The 20,032-nt window shown below is 58.7% G+C and carries 25 protein-coding genes; 23 read left to right on the forward strand and 2 right to left on the reverse strand.

Going from position 1 to position 20,032, the window contains the following annotated elements; translation table 11 throughout:
- The first annotated feature begins 44 nt into the window (after positions 1 to 44).
- From QMK51_RS12760 to QMK51_RS12845, 18 genes are all read left to right on the forward strand, one after another.
- Positions 45 to 194 carry a TraR/DksA C4-type zinc finger protein gene (locus QMK51_RS12760; protein ID WP_320394513.1) on the forward strand — a complete coding sequence of 50 codons (150 nt, stop codon included), beginning with the start codon at positions 45 to 47 and terminating at the stop codon, positions 192 to 194.
- A complete protein-coding gene (locus tag QMK51_RS12765; protein WP_007969405.1) occupies positions 191 to 496 on the forward strand; it encodes a hypothetical protein in 306 nt (101 codons plus the stop codon). The genes QMK51_RS12760 and QMK51_RS12765 overlap by 4 nt, the downstream gene beginning before the upstream one ends.
- Positions 493 to 786, forward strand: coding sequence for an ArsR family transcriptional regulator (locus tag QMK51_RS12770; RefSeq protein WP_320394286.1), 294 nt, complete (start codon positions 493 to 495; stop codon positions 784 to 786). The genes QMK51_RS12765 and QMK51_RS12770 overlap by 4 nt, the downstream gene beginning before the upstream one ends.
- 2 nt (positions 787 to 788) lie before the next feature.
- Positions 789 to 1,340, forward strand: coding sequence for a DUF3486 family protein (locus QMK51_RS12775; protein ID WP_258699754.1), 552 nt, complete (start codon positions 789 to 791; stop codon positions 1,338 to 1,340).
- Positions 1,337 to 2,941 carry a hypothetical protein gene (locus QMK51_RS12780; RefSeq protein ID WP_320394287.1) on the forward strand — a complete coding sequence of 535 codons (1,605 nt, stop codon included), beginning with the start codon at positions 1,337 to 1,339 and terminating at the stop codon, positions 2,939 to 2,941. Before QMK51_RS12775 ends, QMK51_RS12780 begins: the two co-directional genes overlap by 4 nt.
- Positions 2,938 to 4,434, forward strand: coding sequence for a DUF935 domain-containing protein (locus QMK51_RS12785; RefSeq protein WP_258699756.1), 1,497 nt, complete (start codon positions 2,938 to 2,940; stop codon positions 4,432 to 4,434). Before QMK51_RS12780 ends, QMK51_RS12785 begins: the two co-directional genes overlap by 4 nt.
- A gap of 1 nt (position 4,435) precedes the next feature.
- The gene (locus tag QMK51_RS12790) at positions 4,436 to 5,266 is read left to right on the forward strand and encodes a phage minor head protein (protein WP_320394288.1); all 831 of its coding nucleotides are present in this window, start codon (positions 4,436 to 4,438) and stop codon (positions 5,264 to 5,266) included.
- Between the two features lie 10 nt (positions 5,267 to 5,276).
- Entirely contained in the window at positions 5,277 to 5,753 is a 477-nt protein-coding gene (locus QMK51_RS12795) for a phage virion morphogenesis protein (protein ID WP_320394289.1), read from the forward strand.
- A gap of 229 nt (positions 5,754 to 5,982) precedes the next feature.
- Positions 5,983 to 7,551, forward strand: a complete 1,569-nt coding sequence (locus QMK51_RS12800; RefSeq protein ID WP_320394290.1) for a DUF2235 domain-containing protein — start codon at positions 5,983 to 5,985, stop codon at positions 7,549 to 7,551.
- Positions 7,551 to 8,207, forward strand: coding sequence for a DUF2931 family protein (locus tag QMK51_RS12805; protein WP_320394291.1), 657 nt, complete (start codon positions 7,551 to 7,553; stop codon positions 8,205 to 8,207). The genes QMK51_RS12800 and QMK51_RS12805 overlap by 1 nt, the downstream gene beginning before the upstream one ends.
- A 120-nt stretch (positions 8,208 to 8,327) precedes the next feature.
- On the forward strand, positions 8,328 to 9,347 hold the full coding sequence (locus QMK51_RS12810; protein ID WP_320394292.1) for a phage protease: 1,020 nt from the start codon (positions 8,328 to 8,330) through the stop codon (positions 9,345 to 9,347).
- 8 nt (positions 9,348 to 9,355) lie between these two features.
- The gene (locus tag QMK51_RS12815; RefSeq protein ID WP_258699761.1) at positions 9,356 to 9,724 is read left to right on the forward strand and encodes a head decoration protein; all 369 of its coding nucleotides are present in this window, start codon (positions 9,356 to 9,358) and stop codon (positions 9,722 to 9,724) included.
- Between the two features lie 13 nt (positions 9,725 to 9,737).
- On the forward strand, positions 9,738 to 10,718 hold the full coding sequence (locus QMK51_RS12820) for a major capsid protein (RefSeq protein ID WP_258699762.1): 981 nt from the start codon (positions 9,738 to 9,740) through the stop codon (positions 10,716 to 10,718).
- A 3-nt stretch (positions 10,719 to 10,721) separates the two neighbouring features.
- Positions 10,722 to 11,153, forward strand: a complete 432-nt coding sequence (locus QMK51_RS12825) for a gp436 family protein (RefSeq protein WP_258699763.1) — start codon at positions 10,722 to 10,724, stop codon at positions 11,151 to 11,153.
- A complete protein-coding gene (locus QMK51_RS12830; RefSeq protein WP_258699764.1) occupies positions 11,153 to 11,641 on the forward strand; it encodes a Gp37 family protein in 489 nt (162 codons plus the stop codon). Before QMK51_RS12825 ends, QMK51_RS12830 begins: the two co-directional genes overlap by 1 nt.
- Positions 11,638 to 11,871: a hypothetical protein gene (locus QMK51_RS12835; protein ID WP_320394293.1), complete on the forward strand. Its 234-nt coding sequence runs from the start codon at positions 11,638 to 11,640 to the stop codon at positions 11,869 to 11,871. The genes QMK51_RS12830 and QMK51_RS12835 overlap by 4 nt, the downstream gene beginning before the upstream one ends.
- 6 nt (positions 11,872 to 11,877) lie before the next feature.
- On the forward strand, positions 11,878 to 13,302 hold the full coding sequence (locus QMK51_RS12840; RefSeq protein WP_258699766.1) for a phage tail sheath subtilisin-like domain-containing protein: 1,425 nt from the start codon (positions 11,878 to 11,880) through the stop codon (positions 13,300 to 13,302).
- A complete protein-coding gene (locus QMK51_RS12845; RefSeq protein ID WP_258699767.1) occupies positions 13,303 to 13,827 on the forward strand; it encodes a phage major tail tube protein in 525 nt (174 codons plus the stop codon). It begins immediately after the preceding gene.
- Between the two features lie 36 nt (positions 13,828 to 13,863).
- Here the strand turns inward: QMK51_RS12845 and QMK51_RS12850 are convergent, their stop codons facing one another.
- On the reverse strand, positions 13,864 to 14,214 hold the full coding sequence (locus tag QMK51_RS12850) for a hypothetical protein (protein ID WP_258699768.1): 351 nt from the start codon (positions 14,212 to 14,214) through the stop codon (positions 13,864 to 13,866).
- A gap of 380 nt (positions 14,215 to 14,594) precedes the next feature.
- On the opposite strand from QMK51_RS12850, the gene QMK51_RS12855 reads away from it, so the two are divergent.
- Positions 14,595 to 14,909 (forward strand): phage tail assembly protein, encoded by a 315-nt coding sequence (locus QMK51_RS12855; protein ID WP_258699769.1) that lies wholly within the window; start codon positions 14,595 to 14,597, stop codon positions 14,907 to 14,909.
- A gap of 59 nt (positions 14,910 to 14,968) precedes the next feature.
- Here QMK51_RS12855 and QMK51_RS12860 read toward each other — a convergent pair whose 3' ends face one another.
- Positions 14,969 to 15,229: a hypothetical protein gene (locus tag QMK51_RS12860; protein ID WP_320394294.1), complete on the reverse strand. Its 261-nt coding sequence runs from the start codon at positions 15,227 to 15,229 to the stop codon at positions 14,969 to 14,971.
- Between the two features lie 19 nt (positions 15,230 to 15,248).
- On the opposite strand from QMK51_RS12860, the gene QMK51_RS12865 reads away from it, so the two are divergent.
- Genes QMK51_RS12865 through QMK51_RS12880 form a run of 4 tightly spaced genes read left to right on the forward strand, consistent with a single transcriptional unit; the run spans position 15,249 to position 20,027 of the window.
- Positions 15,249 to 17,840 (forward strand): phage tail tape measure protein, encoded by a 2,592-nt coding sequence (locus tag QMK51_RS12865; protein WP_320394295.1) that lies wholly within the window; start codon positions 15,249 to 15,251, stop codon positions 17,838 to 17,840.
- Positions 17,840 to 18,721, forward strand: coding sequence for a phage tail protein (locus QMK51_RS12870; RefSeq protein ID WP_320394296.1), 882 nt, complete (start codon positions 17,840 to 17,842; stop codon positions 18,719 to 18,721). The genes QMK51_RS12865 and QMK51_RS12870 overlap by 1 nt, the downstream gene beginning before the upstream one ends.
- Entirely contained in the window at positions 18,721 to 18,927 is a 207-nt protein-coding gene (locus QMK51_RS12875) for a tail protein X (protein WP_258699773.1), read from the forward strand. The genes QMK51_RS12870 and QMK51_RS12875 overlap by 1 nt, the downstream gene beginning before the upstream one ends.
- Complete coding sequence (locus QMK51_RS12880) at positions 18,915 to 20,027, forward strand: phage late control D family protein (RefSeq protein ID WP_320394297.1); 1,113 nt, start codon at positions 18,915 to 18,917, stop codon at positions 20,025 to 20,027. The genes QMK51_RS12875 and QMK51_RS12880 overlap by 13 nt, the downstream gene beginning before the upstream one ends.
- Positions 20,028 to 20,032: the final 5 nt, after the last annotated feature.

Consider the following 20,032-nt stretch of genomic DNA (forward strand, 5'->3'; position numbering starts at 1 on the left):
AAGACGACAGCGAAGAGGCAGTAAGGCGCATACGACAAAGCGAGATGTTCATCCGCTCAGGCGTTTCGGCCTACCGCTGTGAAACCTGCGGCGATGCGATCCCCGAGGATCGGCGCCAGAACGAACCGGGCACGGAACACTGCGCCGATTGTATCGACGCGCTGAAACACTCAACACGGTGGGGCTTTCGATGAACATGAATGAAATGAACTTCGGTTTCCAGACCGTGCAATGGCTGATCCTGACGGTACTCGGCATTTACACCTGGCTAACCAAACGCCAAGCGGCGAGCGCCCAAGAACTGCTGGAGCTGCGCACCCGGATCGTCGCCTTGGAGGAGCACGTGCGGCACCTCCCTGACCAAACCGCCGTGACCGACTTGCTGGGTGATATGAAGGCGGTACGCGCCGAACTGTCGGGGGTCAAGGACGCGCTTGGCCCTTTAGCCCGTTCGCTGGATCGGATCAATGATTACCTGCTGCGAGAAAAGACATGACCCAATACTCCGACTTTCTGCGCCAAGACATGCGGCTCGTGATTCTGCGGTTACTGGTGGAAATGCCCGGCTACCGCGCCAACAGCTCGGTGCTGAATACGGCCCTCGATAACTTCGGCCATACCGCCAGCCGCGACCAGGTGAAAACCGAACTGCAATGGCTGGCTGAGCAAGGCGCCATCAGCATTTCTGACGTCGGCCCTGTGCTGGTAGCGACCCTCACCGAGCGCGGGCAAGACATCGCCGCCGGCCGCGCCCGCGTTCCCGGCATCAAACGGCCGGGGGCCTGACCATGGCGGGCAAGTCCTCTATCAACCGCCTGCCGCCGATGGTCAAGGCGTACATCCAGAAGTTGTTGCGCGATGACCGCATGACGCTTGACGACATGCTGGACGACATTCGGGCGCGCTTCCCCAACGAGAAAGCCCCGAGCCGCAGCGCCTTGGGCCGCTTCAAAGTGGGCTTCGATGAACTGATCGACAAGGCCCGCCAGCAGCGCGAAATGGCCGAGGCGTTTGTAGGCGCGCTCGGCGAGGACTCTTCGGACAAGACCGGCGCGTTGCTGGTGGAAGCCATATCGACGCTGACCTATCAGGCTGCCTTGGGCGCTCATGAAAAGGACGATGTCACCATTGCCGAAGTCAACGCACTTGCCCGCGCCGCCAAGGCCACCATGGAGGCCCGGACGATGAGCGTGAAGGAGCGCCAGACCATCGAGCGCGCCGCCCGCGAACGCCTGCTCCGCGAGCAAGCCGCCGAACTGGATAACGCTGTGAAAGCCAAAGGCATGACCGAAGATCAGGCCATGTTCTGGCGCCAGAAATTCCTGGGCGTGAAGCAATGAAACCCTCGTCCAGCACACTGCGCGTCGTCGAATGGGACGAACTTCCGCCGAGCGTTCGGCAGATCCCTGAGGGCTACAACCCCGTTGCCGAAGGGATTCTAATGGCACACCAGGTGGACTGGCTGCGCATCCAGGCACAGATCAAGCTCTGCGAAAAAGGCCGTCGTACGGGTATCACTTTCGCTGAAGCTCTGGATTCCGTGATCACCGCTGCTTCGCAAAAGTCTGCGGGTGGTATGGACTGCTTTTACATCGGTGACACGAAGGAAAAAGGCCTGGAGTTCATTGGCTACTGCGCCAAGTTCAGTCGGGTTATGGCCGAGGCTCAGGCATCGGGCGTCAGCGAGATCGAGGAGTTTCTGTTCGAAGACCAGGACGACACGGGCAACACCCGGCAGATCAACGCCTACCGCATCCGTTACGCCTCCGGCTTCAAGATCGTTGCGTTGTCTAGTAACCCGGCCGGCGTTCGCGGCCTGCAGGGAAAGGTCATCATCGACGAAGCAGCGTTTCACCGAGATGTATCCGCCGTGCTCGATGCCGCTACCGCGCTCCTGATCTGGGGCGGTCGGATCGTCATCATCAGTACCCACAACGGCAAGGGCAACGCGTTCAACCAGATGGTCAACGACATCCGGGACAAACGTTACGGCGACAGCGCCGAAGTCTACCGGGCCACCTTTGACGACGCCGTGGCCAACGGTTTGTTTGAGCGCGTGTGCTTCATGGCCGGCAAGGAAGCCACCGCCGAGGACAAGGAAGCCTGGTACAAGAAGATCCGCAATGCCTACGGCCCCCGCAAGGCACAAATGCGGGAAGAATTGGACGCTGTTCCCCGCGACGGCAACGGCGTGTGCATCCCCGGAGTGTGGATCGATGAGGCCATGCGCCCCGGCCGAATCGTTCTGCGCCTGGCGCTGCAAGATGACTTTACCCAGCAACCCGTTCAACGCCGCGATGCCTATGTTGAGGACTGGATAGAGCGGAATCTGGCGCCGTTTGTAATCCAACTCGCTCCAGATCTGCGCCACTACCTGGGCATGGACTACGCCCGCCATCGTGACTTTTCCATCGCCTGCCCGATGTCGGTTGACCAGTCTCGTCACCGGGACGTGCCCTTTGTCATAGAGATGCACCGTGTCCCCGCACGTCAGCAGAAGCTGGTGTTGTTCTATACCCTGCGCCGGTTGCCTCGTTTTAGCGGCGCGGCGCTCGATGCCTCGGGCAACGGCGAAACGCTCGCCGAAGAGACCGCCGACGAGTTCGGCCACAACCTCATCAAACAGGTCAAAATCAGCCGGGCCTGGTACGGCGCCTGGATGCCGAAGTTCGTCGGATTGTTTGAAGACAACACCATCACCATGCCCCAGGACGACAACCTGCACCAGGACGTGCGCGCCATCGAGACAGTGGATGGCATCCCGATGATCGTGAAAGCCCGTTCACAAGACCTCAAAGACCCGGATCTCTACCGCCACGGCGACTTCGCGGGAGCTGGCGCACTGGCCAACTTCGCCACGCTGGAAGTCACCTCCGGCCCGGTATCGGTCAAATCACGCCGCCCTCGTCAGGGCAAACGAATGACTCAGGGGTACGCATGAACAAGAGAGGCCTGTGGGTCAGCCCCACCGAATTCGTCAGCTTTGCCGACGCCAAGCGCAGCTCCACACTTGACCAACACATTGCCACCCGTGGGCGCTCCAGCGCGAGCGGCTCTAGTGGCGTCAACCTGCCCAACCCAGACCCAATCCTCAAGGCTCAGGGCAAAGACATTACGGTCTACCGCGACCTGCGCAGTTCGGCATTGGTCGGCGGCAACGTTCGGCGCCGCAAGGCCTCGGTGCTGTCGCTGGAGCGCGGCATCAAGCGCGGCGACGCGTCCACCAAAGTCGAGCGCTTTATCCGTGATTGGCTGGCCGACCTCGATCTTGATCGCATCATTCGCGAGCTGCTCGATGCGCCGCTGTTTGGGTATCAACCCGTAGAGCTGATGTGGAAGCCGGTGGGCATGAATCTGACGCCGGAAGATCTGCTCGGCAAGCCGGCCGAATGGTTCTTTTACGACAAGGACAACGAACTGCGTTTTCGCTCCAAGGACGCGGGCCAAGACGGCGAGCTGTGCGACCCGCAGCGCTTTATCGTTGCCCGGCAGGACGCGACCTACGCCAACCCTTATGGCTTCCCGGACCTCAGCATGTGCTTCTGGCCGGCGACCTTCATGAAGGGCGGCCTGAAGTTTTGGGTTCAGTTCACCGAGAAGTACGGTAGCCCGTGGGTCATCGGCAAACACCCACGCGGCGCTACGGATGGCGAAACTGATTTGCTGCTCGATAGCCTTGAGGCCATGGTGCAAGACGCTGTGGCGGCCATCCCGGACGATTCCAGCGTGCAAATCATCGAAGCCGCCGGCAAAGCCGGCAGCGCCGAGGTGTACCGCGAGCTGTTGGAGTATTGCCGCAGCGAAATCAACGTCGCCATGCTCGGGCAAAACCAGACCACCGAAAAGGACAGCAATCGCGCCAGCGCGACAGCCGGCGCCGAAGTCACTAAGGACATTCGCGACGGCGATGCCGGCATTGTTGCCGCCTCATTAAATGCGTGCATTCGCCTGGTCGTCGATCTCAACTTCGGCACCGACGTCGTGGCGCCTCTGTACGAGTTGTGGGAACAGGAGGAAATCGACAAGACCCTGGCCCAGCGCGACAAGGCCCTGACCGAGTCCGGCGTGAAGTTCACTGACGCGTACTGGAAGCGCACCTACAACCTGCAGGACGGCGATCTCGCATCGGCGGCGGCCCCCGTCGATTCGCCAGAGTTCGCCGAGCCGACCGTGCGGCCACTGCTGGATCAGATCGCCCTCGACCAAGCCATCGACAGCTTGCCCGCCGAAGCGCTGCAACAACAGGCCGAGCAGGCCATGGCCCCGTTCATCGAAGCACTTCAACGCGCCCGCGATGACTCAGAGGCCCTCGGCCTGTTGGCCGAGGCGTTTCCGCAGATGGACGGCGAGGCGCTTCAGCAACAGCTCGCCAACCTGTTGTTCATCGCCGACACCTGGGGCCGGCTGAGCGCCAGCGCCGACCGGGAGGATTGATATGGCCGCCTCGGAAAAGCGCCTCAGCCCGACCGACCTCAAAGCCATCTTTGGCCTTGAGCCCGCGAAGGCCATCGCCTACCTCAAGTTCAAGGGCTACGCGGTCACCTGGAACTGGCAGGACATGCTCGACCAGGCGCACGACCAGGCTTTCACCGTCGCCAAGGCCATGCGCCTCGATCTGCTGTCTGATATTCGGGCGGCGCTGGAAACCGCGCTGCAGGACGGCCAAACGCTCAAGCAGTTCATCACGAACATGCAGCCGACGCTGGAAGCCCAAGGCTGGTGGGGGCAACAGGTCATTGTCGACAGCGAAGGCGTCGGCGAACTGGTGCAACTGGGAAGCCCGCGCCGGCTCAAGACGATCTATCAGACCAACCTGCAAAGCGCCTACATGGCTGGCCGTAAGGCCGAGATGGAACAAACCACCGAGACGCACCCGTACTGGATGTACGTGGCCATCCTGGACGGCAAGACCCGGCCAAGTCACCGGGCGCTGCACGGCCAGGTGTTCCGCCACGATGACCCGATCTGGTCGGCGATCTTCCCGCCCAACGGATTCAACTGCCGCTGCCGCGTGGTTGCGTTGAGTGAGGCGGCCGTCAAGCGCCGAGGTCTGACCGTTGTATCGAGCGCGGGGCGGTCGTTCACCGAAACCGTCGAGACTGGAACGGACAAGCGTACCGGCGAAATCAGAACGGCCACGATCACCGGCCTTCGCACTACCGATGCCGAAGGCCGGGCTACCACCTTCCGCACCGATCCGGGCTTCAATCACGCGCCCGGCACAGGCCTAGCCGAGGCTCTGAAACGCAAAGAAGCGGCCGCTTAGGAGGCGCGATATGTTCACCGTGGAATTGGAACACCAGCGGGTTCAGGACGCCCTGCGTAAAATGGAGTGGGCCGTTGGGGATCTGGCGCCGTTGATGCGCGGCATTGCCGCCGAGTTGGCTAGCGAGACTGAAGAGAACTTTGAGGAAGAAGGTCGCCCGGATTGGGCCGAACTGGCAGATGTCACCACTGAGCGACGGGCGAAAAATGGCAATTGGCCCGGCCAAATTTTGCAGATCAGCGCGGCGGGTTTAGCGGCCTCGATCACCAGCCTCGCAACCGACAGCTCCGCCCTGGTCGGCAGCAACAAACCCTACGCGGCGATGATGCACTTTGGCGGGGACAAGTCGGACTTCCCTCACCTATGGGGTGATATTCCAGGCCGGCCGTATCTTCCTATGGATAGCGAGGGCGTTATCCAGCCTGAAGCCGAAGAAGCAATCCTGGAGCTGGCCCTCAATCACCTGGAAAAAGCCGCCCGCCTATGACGCCCTGTGAAGGGCTAGAACCGCACTGCGGCTGCGGTTCATCGATCATTGCCAGTGATTGACGCTGTAAATGCTTTATAAAGCCGTTCTGCGGCACTTCGAGCCATCTGCACGGGTGCAGATCGTCTTTATTGTGAATCCTGGTAAAGAAGACTCCCGAGCGTTGATTGACCGGACCTGGAGTGGCACCCTGTGCGACTGTTCAATCAAGGAGTGAGGGAACCAGGGAATGAGTAGTGGATACGTACCCAAGCCAGCAATACCGAACCAACCCAGAAACTATCGTAATGAAGGGGGCGAACCGGTCGATTCTCACGCACAGCATTGGGCTGAATACGAAAAGCACGGTAAAGAGCCGGCACCATCGAAGGAAAAAGTAAAAGTATCATTACGGATTGGTGTGTTCTTCGACGGCACGCTCAACAACGCCAGCAACTCGGCATCCGGCCTGCTGTGCGGAGCGCAGCATGCCATCAAGCCAGAAGATATCGATGCCAGTTGCAAGCCCTATATGGCAGACCCTGCCAGCAGCTACGGCAGTGATGTCACTAACGTAGTTAAGCTGTATGAGCTTTACCCGGCAGCCAAAGACGTGGGAGACGACGGGTCGAGCAAACTGGTGTTACGAAGCCTCTACGTAGAAGGCATCGGTACGGAAGGCGGTGGTGAAGACAGAATGTCGAACGCGGCCTCCGGACGAGGTAGTACTGGTGTGGCGGGTAAGGTCGAGCAGGCTTTTTCCGACCTCAAGACTGTGATCAAACGGGTCATCGACAAGAACCCCGACAGCGAAATCACTTCGCTGACCTTCGATACCTTTGGGTTCAGTCGAGGGGCCGCAGCGGCACGGCACTTTGCGAACGAGGTTGTACGCTGCATGCAGGGGCCGTTGGGAGAGATCTTGCGTAGCAACTCCGGGGGGTTCCGTTCCGGTTTTGGCAGCCGGTACAACAGCGAAATCATTATGGGCTTTATCGGTCTGTTCGACACCGTTGCCTCTGTAGCGGGGCTGACCAACCTAGGTGATATCAAAAGCCCAGTCGCGCCCGGCATCAAGCTCTACCTGGACCGCAAATACTTTTCCGATGTGATCCACTTGGTCGCCCGTGACGAACATCGTGCAAATTTCGCATTGAGCAGCGTCATCCCAGCGCATCCTGAAATTTCCTTGCCGGGCGTGCATTCCGATATCGGCGGTAGTTACCTCGAAGAGGCAGACGAGTGTGTACTGGTCAGCCCGATGCAGGCGCTTACAGTGACACAGGGCACCGATATTCAAACCACTTCCATTTACCTGGATGCCCTGCAGCAAAAAACCAAGCTAGTGGCCAGTGGTTGGCCCGAGACGATGTTAGAGATTGTGACCCCGAAGCCCACCTTACTGCCTGACACAGAACAGGATCGCTTCAGCGCTAAAAAACTGCGGGTATACACCGGCTTACAGCTCAAGCGAGCGGTCAGTGGCAAACTGTCAGTCGTGTATTTGCGTTTGATGCACAAGTTGGCCACGGAGAAAGGTGTTCAGTTCGATGTTATTGATGAGAACGACCCTGCTTACAGCGTGCCTTCAGAGCTTCAGGCTCTTTGCGACAAATTTCTCGCCGGTCAGTACGACCCGACGCCTGCCGAAGAAAAATTGCTGAAATTGCGCTACATCCACACCTCTGCCCATTGGAATAATCCGATTGGTAGTAGTCGCGAGCGTGGTATGACCGTCCGCTACACCAATGCACCAACTGACGACGGTATACGCGTGCGGCACCCTCACGTACCCGACTCAAACTGGAGGACATTCTGATGCGCACACTCATTGTTTTACTGGGCGCATTGTTGGTCGCGGGCTGTCAGGCCGCCGATCCTCTGTCCGGCAAGGACGACCCGAAGAATCCCTGGTGGAGCCTCAGTTTCGTTGAGCCGTTCTACATGAAGGTATGGGTGGAAGACAGCGCTGTTGAAGATATCAATGGCAAACTGTTTCTCCGTACCGGTGGCGGTACGGCGGGGGGCGGTGAGCCCGAGGATGGCACCGAATCTGCTCGCGGCTGGAGTAAAAACATCAGCAGCGGCATTCGGGGCGTGGTCGGCGCGGATCTGCCGAAACGTATCTATGTTCGTTGGCAGTCAGTTGTTGAACCACAAACCTACCGGGCATGGGTCGATATACCCGAAGAGGCGCGGCAGATCATGCACGCCTCAGTGAACGAGCGTTGTCCCACCCGGCCGCAGGAGCCTGCCAATTACCGGGCAGCGGTTTATGTCGGAGTGGCTCCCGGCGGTATCGTGCAGGTGTGGGTCGAGGACAAATGCCTGAAAACGATCAAGGTCGCCCGCGCCCAAGCCGAGATAGAACCCTTGGGGCCTCATCTTGGGAAGTCAGGTGGTCACTATTACCCGCTATCTGAAAAATCCAAACGCTATATCGAGAAGTATGGAATTCCTTACGGAAGCTGGTGAGTCTCCATGCCGCCTATCTCATATATCCAAAACTCACGACATACTCTTTAAACCCGATTAAAAGTCCTGGGCCACCCGTTGGCCCAGGCTGTGCGCATCACCTCCACGCAGCGCACAGCCATGAAACCACTGCACATCTTCAAGCCCGGCACGCACACCGCGATGAACGGCGTCAGTTTCGACTTTAGCGAGTCCGATCTGGCCGCCACAGTGAAAGCGTATGACCCGACTCTGCACGAAGCCCCGATGGTTATCGGGCACCCCCAGCATGACGCCCCGGCCGCTGGCTGGATCAAGTCACTGACGGCCACCGCCCAAGGCCTGATCGCCGAGCCGCAACAGGTCGATGTCTCGTTCGCCGAGCAGGTAGCCAAGGGCAGCTACAAGAAAATTTCCGCCTCCTTCTATCACCCCAGCGCCGCCAACAACCCGGTGCCGGGCGTGTATTACCTGCGCCACGTTGGCTTCCTCGGCGCCCAGCCGCCAGCCGTGAAAGGCCTTCGCCCCATTGAACTGGCCGACGGCGAGGAAGGCGTTGTCGAGTTCGGAGACTACGGCCACGAACTCAACTCCGACATGTGGCGCCGTTTGCGCGAGTGGTTCATCGGCAAATTCGACAAAGACACCGCCGACCAGGTGGCCCCGTCATGGGCTATCGACAGCCTCGCCGAACTCGCCCGACAGCCTGAGTCGGGCGATCAACCCGCTTTCTCCGAACCCACCCGATCCACCGAGGTAACCAGCATGTCCGACAAAGACTCAGCCGCCCTTGAAGCGGAGAACAAACGCCTGAAGGCCGATATCGCCAAGCGCGACAAGGCCGCCCGCACCGCCGCGCAGGAAACCATTCACGGGGCGAACGTCGAGTTCGCAGAAAAGCTGGTGGCGGCGGGCATGAAGCCGGTACACGCCCCGGCCGTGATTGCGGCGCTGGACTACGCCGATTCCAGCGAAACCCCGCTGGAGTTCGGCGAAGAAGACGCCCGCGAGCCGTTGAGCGACGGCCTGAAAGCGATCTTCAGTGACCTGGCCGGCGGCGTCAGCTTCGCGGAAGTCGCCACCAAAACCCGCGCCGGCAAGACCGTTCCCCAAACCACCAACCCACTGCTGGCGGACGCCGAAGCCCGCGCTAAACGATAGGAGGCCCCATGGCCACGTTTACTCAACCGAAAGATCCGGGCGACTTGCTGCTGGTCGAAGTCTGCCCCGGCTGGACGAAGGACAAAGTCACGCTGCTGGGCGGGGTGAATTACGCGTTCGGCCAGGTGCTGGCGAAAGTCTCCGGCAAGTACCAGGTGGTCGACCTCGCCGGCACCGGCGCGGCCAAAAAATCGGTAGCGGTTTTGATTGAAGCCGTGGACGCAACAGCCAGCGACCAGCCGGGTGTGGTGATCTCACGCGGCGCCGTCGTCGATCTCGCCGAATTGACCTGGCCGGTAGGCATCACCGAAGCCCAGAAGGCCACCGCCCTGGACGAACTCAACGCCCTGGGCATCGTTGCCCGTACGGCCCTCTGATCTGGAGTACTCCATGAATCTGCAAGACATGTTCAGCGTCGCCAACCTCACCGCCGCCGTGAACAAGCTCCCCGCAATTCCCGGCAAAGTCGGCGCGATGGGGCTGTTCGATGAAAAAGGCGTCACCAGCACCAGCGTCGTTATCGATGAACGCGAAGGCCGCCTGGTGCTGGTGCCCAACACCTCGCGCAATGACGACCCGGCCCCGATCAAGGGCAGCAAACGTAAACGCAAAACGTTTGAAACGCTGCACCTGCCGCTCAACCGTCCGATCCTGCCAAGCCAATTGCAGGGCGTTGCCGCGTTCGGCCAGGAGGACACCACCGCGCCTGTGGCGACGGTAATCAACGACAACCTGCAGGAGCTGAAAAACAGCATCGAAGCCACCCGTGAATTCCAGCGTGTGGGCGCTCTTCGCGGCAAGCTGCTGGATGCGGACGGTGAAATCATCACCGACCTATTCAAAGAGTTTGAAGTCACCCAGAAGAAAATCCCGGTGGCGCTGAGCAATGCCGGCACCAACGTGCGCAAGGCCTGCCTCGACGCAAAACGCTATTCCGAATCCAAACTGGGCGGCGTGATGGTCACGGGGTTCCGCGCACTGTGCGGGCCGGATTGGTTCGACGCCTTTATCGACCATGAAAAAGTCAAAGCCGCATTTGCCAACTATCAAGAGGCGCAGGATCGCCTCGGCGGCGATGTGCGCTCGGGCTTCACCTTCGGCGGCATCGAGTTCATCGAGTACGACGTCACCGTCAGCGGGCAGCGTTTCATTCCGGCCGACATCGCCCAGGTGTTCCCGGTGGCCCGTGGCGTGTTCCGCATGTTCAATGCCCCGGCGAACTACAACGAAACCGTCAACACAATTGGCCAGCCGTTCTACAGCAAGGCCGAAGAACGGAAAATGGGCAAAGGCTGGGATCTGGAAGCCCAGGCGAACCCGTTGGCCATGTGCCTGTTCCCTGAAGCCCTGGTCGAGCTGAAGGCGGGTTAACCCATGCGCTACTGCACCCGTGCTGATATCGGCAATGCCATCCCGGAGATGACGCTGATCCAGCTCTCCAACGATGACCCCGCCGCCGGGCTGCCCAACGAGACCGTTATTGAGGACGGCGTGCGGCAGGCAGAAGAGTTGGTGGATGGCTACCTTCGCGGGCGGTACAACCTGCCGCTCGACCCGGTGCCGACCGTGCTGCGGGATGCTGTGGTGTATCTGGCGCGGCATTGGCTGTATCAGCGCCGGCCCGAGGGCGCGTTGCCTGATGCGGTGAAGGACAGCCGTAAGGACACCATCAAGCTGCTGGAAAGCATTCGCGACGGAGTGGTCACTCTGGGCATGCCCACAGGCCACGCCGCGCCCGAGCCGGGAGAGATCCGTGTGCGGGCACGTTCTCAACAGTTTGGCGCTGATACATGGGAGCGCTATTGATGAGCGTCGTCCTGCCTAAAACCCAAACCGAGCAACTGCTGGAGGCAACGTGTGCTCGTTTGCAGGAACACTTCAGCAAGGAATTGATGGTCGAGCTATTTCCCGAAAATCCAGCCGGGTACCGGCTCAACCATCCACGCGGTTCGATCTTGCTGGCATACGGAAAATCAACCTTTGGTGGTTCAGAGGCCGGCGATTCGATGTTCCAGGCGCGCAACATCGTTATCCGATTGACCCTGGTATTCCGCCAACTCAATGGCAAGGATGGCGTGATCAGCTACCTCGATCAGATCCGTGCATGCCTGACTGGCTGGTTTGCACCACATTGCGATCAGGCCTGCCGTCCCGTCGCAGAGCAGTTTATCGGGCAAATGACCGGCCTCTGGCAATACGGCCAGGACTTCGCACTTCGTGCCACTCAGATACAGGCCCCGCTCCCAAGCGGTCCACCTTTACCGCCCAATCTCCAATTTGAGGAAACCCCATGAAGCTCACCGGCTACACCTACACCGGCCCGCGAAGCGCTGCCTCTCTGCGGGTTGGCGAACCCCACGAATTGCTTGAAGTGCAGCTGCTCCCCGGTAAACCCGTCGAGCTGCCGGCCGATCACGAGTACACCCTGGTGTTGTTGGAACTCAAGCACCTGGTTTTATTGCCGTCTACCGCAAAATCCGCCGGTAAGACGCCAGTCGCGCCTCAGACAATTGAACAGGAGTGACGCCCGATGGCAGCTAACTATTTGCACGGTATTGAAACCACTGAGGTCGAGCGCGGCCCTCGGGCCATTCGGGTGGTCAAATCGGCGGTGATTGCTTTGGTAGGTACCGCACCTATTGGCCCGGTGAATGAGCTGACGTTGTGCTTAAACGATAAGGACGCGGCTCAGTTCGGCTCACATCTCACTGGCTTCAGCATTCCCGAAGCGCTGGAAGGTATTTACGACTTCGGCACCGGTACAGTGCTGGTGGTCAATGTACTCGATCCAGCCATCCACCGCACCAATGTGGCTGATCAAGCGAAACAGTTCGGGGATAACGACCTGCTGCAGCTGGAGCACGGCGCATTGCAACAGCTGCAGTTGAAGTCTGCGGATAGTGCGACTTCTTACGTGCTCGACACTGACTACACGGTGACCATGCTCACCGGTCGTGTGAAGCGCATGGCGATGGGTAGCATTCCTGCAAACGGCCAAGTGAAAGCCAGCTACACCCATGCCGATCCGAGCAAAGTCACGCCAGCCGACATAATTGGTGGGGTTACCGTCGCCGGACGTCGCACTGGTCTGAAAGCCTTCCAGGACAGCTACAACCTGCTGGGTTTTTTCCCGAAAATCTTCATCGCACCAGGCTTCAGCACTTTGAATTCTGTGAGTGTCGACTTAACGGCCTCGGCTACTCAGGTCGGTGCGGTTACATACGTTGATGCGCCCATCGGCACCACGGTGCAACAGGTAATCGCAGGGCGCGGGCCAGCCGGCGCAATCAACTTCAACACCAGCAGCGACCGCGTGCGTCTGTGCTATCCGCACGTGAAGGTGTATGACGCAGCAACCAACGGCGAGCGGCTGCAACCGCTCTCGATTCGAGCAGCAGGTCTGCGGGCCAAAGTCGACAACGACAAGGGCTATTGGTGGAGCAGCTCCAACCAGGAACTGGTGGGCGTGATCGGTCTGGAGCGGCCATTGACCGCTCGCGTGGACGATGCGAGTAGCGAGGTCAACCTGCTCAATGAAAACGGCATCACCACCGTCTTCAACTCCTTCGGTACCGGGCTGCGCCTGTGGGGCAACCGTACCGCCGCCTGGCCGACAGTGACGCACATGCGCAACTTTGAAAACGTGCGGCGCACCAAGGACGTGGTGGACGAATCAATTCGTTACAGCTCGCTGCAATTCGTCGACATGCCCTTCACCAGCTCGCTGATCACCAGCATCACGGAAAGCGTCAACCTGTTCCTGCGCAAGCTGATCGGCGACGGGGCGTTAATCGGCGGCGAGTGCTGGTACGACCCTGCACGTAACCCGCAGACGGAGCTGGAACAGGGCCATGCACTGTTCAACTACAAGCTGACGGTGCCGCTGCCATTTGAGCGAGGCACCTTCGAAACTGAAATCACCGGGGAATACCTGGTTAACCTGGGAGCCGCATAAATGGCAGGCTTTAGTGCACACCGCATTGCCAACGCCGCCATCTATCTGGATGGCGCAAGCTTCTTCGGCCGGGCCGAAGAGATCGATCTGGGCTCAATCAAAACCGTAACCAGTGACTTCCAGGGATTGGGCATGGTTGGCCTGATCGAACTGCCTGATGGAGTCGATAAGCTGGAAGGCAAAATCACCTGGAACAGTCTGTACTACGACGCGGCCGTCAAACTGGTCACGCCATTCAAAAGCGTTCAGTTGCAATGCCGCTCCAACGTCCAGGTCTTCAACAACGGCGGCTTGGTGAACGAAATCGCGTTGGTGACCATGATGACCATTACCGGCAAGGAATATCAGCTGGGCAGTCACAAGCCGCGAGATCCGACCAAGTACGAAACGCCATTCTCAGCGACGTATGTGCGGCAGGTGATTGATGGACAGGAGGTGGTTCTGCTGGATTATCTGGCCAACATTTTCCGCGTCGGCGGTGAGGATCAGTTGGCTAAGTACAGGCAGAACATTGGGCAAGCGTAATAAAAAAGGCCGCTGATCTCAGCGGCCTTTTTTTTGTTAGCGGTAGTAAAGAGAGGTAAGGCAGCGTGGGGTCGCGTTCATAAGGGTGAACGCTTTCTGTGTCAGCGTCACGTTACCAAAGCTACCAAACCTCTTGTTCGTTCCTCTCAGATACTCCTCTGTGTACAACCAAGTGACGCAATGGTCAAAAAACTTCTCGTCAGTGCTCGGCTCCTGTTCGGTTATCTGTCCCGCTCCGCCTATCGTCTCGGGTTCCGGCTGAGGGATTTCCTGAGTAGGACCGAGGTCCGACCAGGCTAAGTCCAACGGCTCTGGAAACGACTCCAATAACCGGGCAAAAATTGCACTAACAACGTCATCGAATTTTTTTGAGTTCGTGATCTGCATACTGGCTCATCCTTGTGAATCGATTGTTTGAAGGCATTAACAATTGAGTATCTGTAATCAATGGCTACAGATACTCCTGACATATGACCTCAGGTGAACCATCGCTGTGCTTTCGGAAGCATTCAGCTTCCCGTTCAGGACTGTCGACCGAGTCTCACCATTAGGCAAGTAGACAGTTAACGTGTCCCCATGCACAGCATATTGAGCGGTGTATTCGACACCATCATGCTGTATCGAAATTTCTTCTTCCATCGATGTACTCCCGATTCCACCTCAAAATACTCTCTTTAAACCCGATTAAAAGCCAGCGCTACGGCCGAATGCGATGCTCAGGGCTCTCTCATAGCAGTCGATCAGACCGACAACCTGGAGCAACGAAGATGGCCGAAGCAATCAGCTTGACCCTCAAATTCCCTTTCAAGAGTGCCAGCGGCGAGATGATCTCGAAGCTGCCTATCAAGCGCCTCAAACGCAAAGACATCAGCGCCGCGCAGGCCGTAACCAAAGACGAAGGCGCGCTGGAAGACATGCTGGTGGCCAAGATGCTGGGCATCACCCTGGAGGACCTCGGTGAGTTCGATATCGCTGACTCTAAGTCAGCCACCGAGGTGTTGCGGGAAATGTCCAATGGAGGAGACCTTGCTGCAGTCTTGGGACGAGGCACTGTTGCTCGTACTGAGGATGCAGCCGTCTGAGATCATCCGACTGGACATGGTGGACTACTGGCGGTGGGTTGAGACATGTAAGCGCGAGATCAATCGTCGTATCGAACTCGCCGAGCAGATGAATGGCTAATCACTGCCACTAGCCCGACCACCACTCCCGCCAACAACGCGCCGCCCGCTGCAATAGGGGCGGCCGCTAGGGCCAGCAACGGCAGGCCCAGGCAGAACATCAAAACCGCCGCCCACACTGGCAGGTTCGTCAGGCAGAGCCAGGCAAGCCAGATCACACCGACGCCTATGGTCAGTGCATAGAGGATTTTAGCGGTGCGTAAAGCGGTCATCTCAAACATGCTCACAGCGTAGCAAATTATGGCTAATGAAGTTCTGGTTGGACTAAAGATCGGAGCCGCTGTTTCAGGCAGCCTGAGTGCTGCATTCGGTTCGGCCAAGTCGACCGTGCAGCAGCTTGGTCGTGCCACTGATGGATTGACGGCCAAACAGAAACTCATCGGCACCGAGCTTGCAACGTCCATAGCTCGCGGTGGTACCGGCATCGAGCGCATGCGTCGGCAGTACGACCAGGTCGGCCGTACGATTGATCAACTCAAGGTCAAGCAAGAGCGCCTCAACACCAGTATCGCCAGGGGCGAACCCCTCAAAAATAAACGTGGCGAGTTGCGTGGCCAGGCCATGGAAACTGCCGGTACAACAGCTGTATTGGGCGCACCAATTGTCCAGTCGATGCGCACTGCTATCGACTTCAAAGACCAGACAAACGACATTGCCATTACGGGTGGCTTTGATGCTGCTGAAGAAGAGCAGCTCAGCAAGGTAATGCGTGGCTCGGCGCTGAAATGGAATCAGACCCAAGCGGATGTGGCTAAAGGCACCGCGGTACTGATTGCGGGCGGGATCTCCAGTGCCAAGGAGTTGGCCGCCTATGCTCCCGTGATGTCCAAAACTGCTACAGCTACCCGGGCCAGCATGGACGATCTCGGTTCGGTGGCCATCGCACTGAATGACAACCTCGGTATCGGCGCTGCTGGGCTTGAACGCTCAATGAACATGCTGGCGTTCGCTGGCAAAAGTGGCCAGTTTGAATTGGCGGACATGGCAAAATGGTTGCCGCAGTTAACACCTCAGTTTGCAGCTTTGGGTGTCACCGGTGAGCGCGCCGTCGCTGAGATCGGGGCATCTTTGCAGATCGCCCGCCGTGGTGCCGGCAGCAACGACGAAGCTGCTAACAACTTCAAAAATTTCCTATCCAAACTCACCGCGAAGGACACCCTGAAGTCCTTTGAAGGCGCAGGGATCGACCTCACTACGTCGATGAAAAATCTCGTTGGAAAAGGTCTCACCCCGGTCCAGGCGATGCTGGAAGTCATCACCCAATATGTAGGAAGCAAGGGGCCGGAAGCTGCAGGCAAGTTCCAGAAAGCCATGGCCATCAAAGACGACGAGGAGCGCCGGATTGCCCTCAATCGTTTGAATGAAGCCTACAAGCTGGGCGAGTTGTTTGCGGATCAGCAAGTGCTGTCATTCGTTCGTCCGGCCATGGCGAACAGAAAGGATCTTGCCAGTATCCAAAAAGGCAGCATGGACGCAGCTGACAAAGGAGGGCTTGATACGGACTGGAAAAGGCGGATGGAGAGTCCTAAAGAGCAGTTAAAGTTACTGAATACCAACCTCGCCGATATTGGTTTAACAGTTGGTAGTTTTCTTATCCCAGCGCTCGTCGACGTAACGCAAGCCGTCATTCCAGTGATGCAATCATTCGCCACCTGGGCAGGTGAAAACCCCAGAATCATCAAGGGTGTCGTGGGCATGGTCGGTGGCCTATTACTTGGCAAGCTGGCCTTCATTGGCATCGCTTACGGCATCAACCTGGTGATGTCTCCCTTCGTGGCCCTGACCACCACCGTCACAACACTATCTTCAAAATGGACGTTGCTACGTGGGATGTGGCAGATGGGCAAGTTCGCGCCACTGATCTCTGGTCTGTCCCGCATCGGCGCTGGCTTACTCACTGTTGCCAGGTACAGCGGCGTGTTCTTGCGCGGTGTAACCACGGCCCTGGGCGCCCCGTTGATGATGGTGGCGCGAGGCGGCTTGTTCCTGGGCAAGATCCTCGGTAGCACGTTGCTATTCGGGTTGAAACTTGCCGGGCAGGCCGTCCTCTGGCTCGGCAGGGCCTTGATGATGAACCCTATTGGCTTGCTGATCACCGGCATTGCACTGGCGGCGTACCTGATCTACCGCTACTGGGAACCCATCAAGGGATTCTTCAGCAGCCTTTGGACAGAGATCAAGACCGGTTTTAGTGGCGGGCTTTCAGGCATCGTCGCATTGATGGCCAACTTCTCACCGGTCGGTCTGTTCTACCGTGCGTTCGCTGCCGTGATGAGTTACTTCGGTGTCGAGCTGCCGGGCAAATTCAGCGAGTTCGGCGGCATGATTGTCACCGGCTTGGTCAACGGCATCAGCAACATGGCCAGCGCTTTGAAGGACAGCGTGATAGGCATCGGCTCATCGGTAAAAGGCTGGTTCACCGAGACACTTGGCATCCAGTCGCCAAGCCGGGTGTTCATAGGGTACGGCGCCAACATCAGCGAAGGCGCCGCCATCGGTATCAGCGCGCAGTCCGGCCTGGTTCGCAAAGCAGCGCTCGGTATGGCTGCACAATCGGGTGTGGATCTGGCGCCACCGAACCCGGCTGATGTCTCCAGGGCGAGCACGATAGGGAGTGTCGGAGGCGCCGCTGGCGGAATGGCTCCAGGCATGGGCGCGGGTCCAAGCTTCACTTTTTCACCTCAGATTACCGTACCCGGTGGGGCCGACATACAGCAGCAAGTTCAACAAGGATTGCAGGCTGGCTACGTGGAGTGGATGCGAATGATGGAGCGCTACATGCACGACAAGCGTCGTCGTAGCTATGGCCCCTCCGATGAGGGGGCTATCTGATGTTTGCGATCCTGGGCGATATCGAATTCACCGTCGCGGGCGGCATCAGCGGCATGGAACAAAGTGGTTCGGCCGACTGGGTAGAACACGCGCGCATCCAGGGCAAACCGTTGTTGGAGTGGATCGGTGAAGGGTTGGATCAATGCAATCTGACCATTGAACTGCATCCAGTATTGGGTGACCCCGAAGAGCGTTTGCGGGCACTGCGCCTGGCCAAAAGCAAGCACGAACCGTTGGCCTTTGTGATGGGTAGCGGCGAGTACCTGGGCGCCTACGTCATCAAAGACATCAGCAATAACATTCGCCGCTCTACCGCAACTGGGCAGATCAAGGCGGCTACCGTACAGGTCAGCCTCGCTGAATACACGGGGGCCTTTACGCGCAAAGTTGTACGACCGGGCTTACTCGACTCAGCCGTTAGCGGCACGCCAGCCGCCACCTCGGGGTCGCCTGGGCTTGTTTCCCGGCTGACCCCATCGCCTAGCACGACTCAGATGGTCATCGGCCATGCCAAGACAGCCGGCAACATGCTGAAAGCCGGACAAAACCTCTACGAGACGATCAAAAGCGGCAATGCGTCAATGATCCTGGGGCAGGTTCCGCAGTTGCTAGGCATAACGGCGCGGGCCATCGAACCCTTGCAAGGATTGGCCACGGCCGCAGGGTTGCTCAACAACGGCTCAGATCTGGCACGCCTGGGCGAGGATGTGCTGGGTAACGTCATGGGAGCCCGTGCCAGTTTGAACCCGGTCGACCTGGGCAACATCGTCGACCGATTCTCTGCATCGCGGGACTCCCTTGATCAGGCGCTCACCAAGATGGACGGCGCCGGTACCCGCTTGGCCGGCCTGGCCGCGCAAGTCTTGACCAGGAGGGCTTGATGTTTATTCTCCATGTCACCACCGAAGGCGAGCGCTGGGATCAGTTGGCTTGGCGTTACTACGGTGACGCCCATCGGTATCTGCTCATCGTTGAAGCCAACAAGCATGTGCCGATTACCGCCGCGTTGCCTGCAGGATTGACCTTGGCCATCCCGATGCTGGAATCGGTGGCTACCACGGAGGATTTGCCGCCATGGATGCGATGACTCCAGCACGGGTACCGGAAGCGCGCTTCGTACTGACTTATCAACAGCGCAACATCACCCGCAATATCAGCGAGCATTTGCTCTCACTGACTTACTCGGACTTTCTGACCGGCGAGGCCGACAGCCTGGATGTCGAACTGGAGGATACCGAGGGCAAATGGCGCGATGCCTGGTATCCAGGGCATGGCGACTCATTGACCTTGGCTATCGGCTGGGAGGGAATGTCGCTACGGACCGTTGGCCGTTTTGAGATCGACGAGATCGAACTGAACTGCCCGCCGTCGACAATCAATATCCGTGCGCTCGCTACCGGCATCAACGCCGCCTTGCGCACGACTGAGCATCACGCCTATGAAAACACCACGCTCGACGCGGTAGCCAAACAGATCGCCACCCGACAGGGGCTGGAGTTGGTCGGCAGCATCGAGCCGATCAAGCTGGATCGATTGACGCAACAAGAGTCCGATCTGACCTTCCTGCGCAACCTTGCCGGTGAGTATGACTACGCGTTCAAGGTCACCGGCAATCGGTTGGTCTTCCATGCCATCAGCGAACTGGCCGACGGTGCTCCGGTCGCCACGCACGTGCTCCAGGACCTATCGAACGTCAGGCTCCGCGATCAGATCAGGGACGTACCAAAGGCCATCGAGGTCAAGCACAAAGACCCAGCGAAGAAAAAACTGGTCGCCTACAAGATTGAAAATGGCGAGACCGTTGCTGTGCCCAGCAGTGCCAGTAAGGCCACGACCAGCGGTGACACCAAGAAAAAACGCAAACGCAGTGCATCGGCGGAGGAGTCCAAAGCAAAAGCCAAGGCCGAGCTGGCCAAAGCCAATCGCGAGCGCACCCAGGGTAGTTGGACAGCCATGGGACGGCCTAACCTGGTTAGCGGAAATGTGGTGACTTTGTCAGCGGCCGGCAAGTTGGGCGGCAACTACTTGATCACATCATCCCAACATCGAATGACCCGGAGTGGCGGCTATATCGTGGATAAAACGCTCTGCCGCATCTCCGCGACCTCGATCTCCATGACCCTGAAAAACACCAAGCCAGACCTGGCTCTGTCGACTTACGGCATCCAGCATGAAGCGGTGGCCTGACAATG

Origin of the sequence: Pseudomonas sp. P9_31 (genome assembly GCF_034008235.1) — a bacterium.
In the GTDB taxonomy this organism is placed as follows: Bacteria; Pseudomonadota; Gammaproteobacteria; order Pseudomonadales; family Pseudomonadaceae; genus Aquipseudomonas.

What these genes read in the sequence shown, in the direction of transcription:
- QMK51_RS12760 (WP_320394513.1), top strand. Translation starts at nt 45, where the DNA reads ATGTTCATCCGCTCAGGCGTTTCGGCCTACCGCTGTGAAACCTGCGGC.
- QMK51_RS12765 (WP_007969405.1), top strand. Translation starts at nt 191, where the DNA reads ATGAACATGAATGAAATGAACTTCGGTTTCCAGACCGTGCAATGGCTG.
- QMK51_RS12770 (WP_320394286.1), top strand. Translation starts at nt 493, where the DNA reads ATGACCCAATACTCCGACTTTCTGCGCCAAGACATGCGGCTCGTGATT.
- QMK51_RS12775 (WP_258699754.1), top strand. Translation starts at nt 789, where the DNA reads ATGGCGGGCAAGTCCTCTATCAACCGCCTGCCGCCGATGGTCAAGGCG.
- QMK51_RS12780 (WP_320394287.1), top strand. Translation starts at nt 1,337, where the DNA reads ATGAAACCCTCGTCCAGCACACTGCGCGTCGTCGAATGGGACGAACTT.
- QMK51_RS12785 (WP_258699756.1), top strand. Translation starts at nt 2,938, where the DNA reads ATGAACAAGAGAGGCCTGTGGGTCAGCCCCACCGAATTCGTCAGCTTT.
- QMK51_RS12790 (WP_320394288.1), top strand. Translation starts at nt 4,436, where the DNA reads ATGGCCGCCTCGGAAAAGCGCCTCAGCCCGACCGACCTCAAAGCCATC.
- QMK51_RS12795 (WP_320394289.1), top strand. Translation starts at nt 5,277, where the DNA reads ATGTTCACCGTGGAATTGGAACACCAGCGGGTTCAGGACGCCCTGCGT.
- QMK51_RS12800 (WP_320394290.1), top strand. Translation starts at nt 5,983, where the DNA reads ATGAGTAGTGGATACGTACCCAAGCCAGCAATACCGAACCAACCCAGA.
- QMK51_RS12805 (WP_320394291.1), top strand. Translation starts at nt 7,551, where the DNA reads ATGCGCACACTCATTGTTTTACTGGGCGCATTGTTGGTCGCGGGCTGT.
- QMK51_RS12810 (WP_320394292.1), top strand. Translation starts at nt 8,328, where the DNA reads ATGAAACCACTGCACATCTTCAAGCCCGGCACGCACACCGCGATGAAC.
- QMK51_RS12815 (WP_258699761.1), top strand. Translation starts at nt 9,356, where the DNA reads ATGGCCACGTTTACTCAACCGAAAGATCCGGGCGACTTGCTGCTGGTC.
- QMK51_RS12820 (WP_258699762.1), top strand. Translation starts at nt 9,738, where the DNA reads ATGAATCTGCAAGACATGTTCAGCGTCGCCAACCTCACCGCCGCCGTG.
- QMK51_RS12825 (WP_258699763.1), top strand. Translation starts at nt 10,722, where the DNA reads ATGCGCTACTGCACCCGTGCTGATATCGGCAATGCCATCCCGGAGATG.
- QMK51_RS12830 (WP_258699764.1), top strand. Translation starts at nt 11,153, where the DNA reads ATGAGCGTCGTCCTGCCTAAAACCCAAACCGAGCAACTGCTGGAGGCA.
- QMK51_RS12835 (WP_320394293.1), top strand. Translation starts at nt 11,638, where the DNA reads ATGAAGCTCACCGGCTACACCTACACCGGCCCGCGAAGCGCTGCCTCT.
- QMK51_RS12840 (WP_258699766.1), top strand. Translation starts at nt 11,878, where the DNA reads ATGGCAGCTAACTATTTGCACGGTATTGAAACCACTGAGGTCGAGCGC.
- QMK51_RS12845 (WP_258699767.1), top strand. Translation starts at nt 13,303, where the DNA reads ATGGCAGGCTTTAGTGCACACCGCATTGCCAACGCCGCCATCTATCTG.
- QMK51_RS12850 (WP_258699768.1), bottom strand. Translation starts at nt 14,214, where the DNA reads ATGCAGATCACGAACTCAAAAAAATTCGATGACGTTGTTAGTGCAATT.
- QMK51_RS12855 (WP_258699769.1), top strand. Translation starts at nt 14,595, where the DNA reads ATGGCCGAAGCAATCAGCTTGACCCTCAAATTCCCTTTCAAGAGTGCC.
- QMK51_RS12860 (WP_320394294.1), bottom strand. Translation starts at nt 15,229, where the DNA reads ATGTTTGAGATGACCGCTTTACGCACCGCTAAAATCCTCTATGCACTG.
- QMK51_RS12865 (WP_320394295.1), top strand. Translation starts at nt 15,249, where the DNA reads ATGGCTAATGAAGTTCTGGTTGGACTAAAGATCGGAGCCGCTGTTTCA.
- QMK51_RS12870 (WP_320394296.1), top strand. Translation starts at nt 17,840, where the DNA reads ATGTTTGCGATCCTGGGCGATATCGAATTCACCGTCGCGGGCGGCATC.
- QMK51_RS12875 (WP_258699773.1), top strand. Translation starts at nt 18,721, where the DNA reads ATGTTTATTCTCCATGTCACCACCGAAGGCGAGCGCTGGGATCAGTTG.
- QMK51_RS12880 (WP_320394297.1), top strand. Translation starts at nt 18,915, where the DNA reads ATGGATGCGATGACTCCAGCACGGGTACCGGAAGCGCGCTTCGTACTG.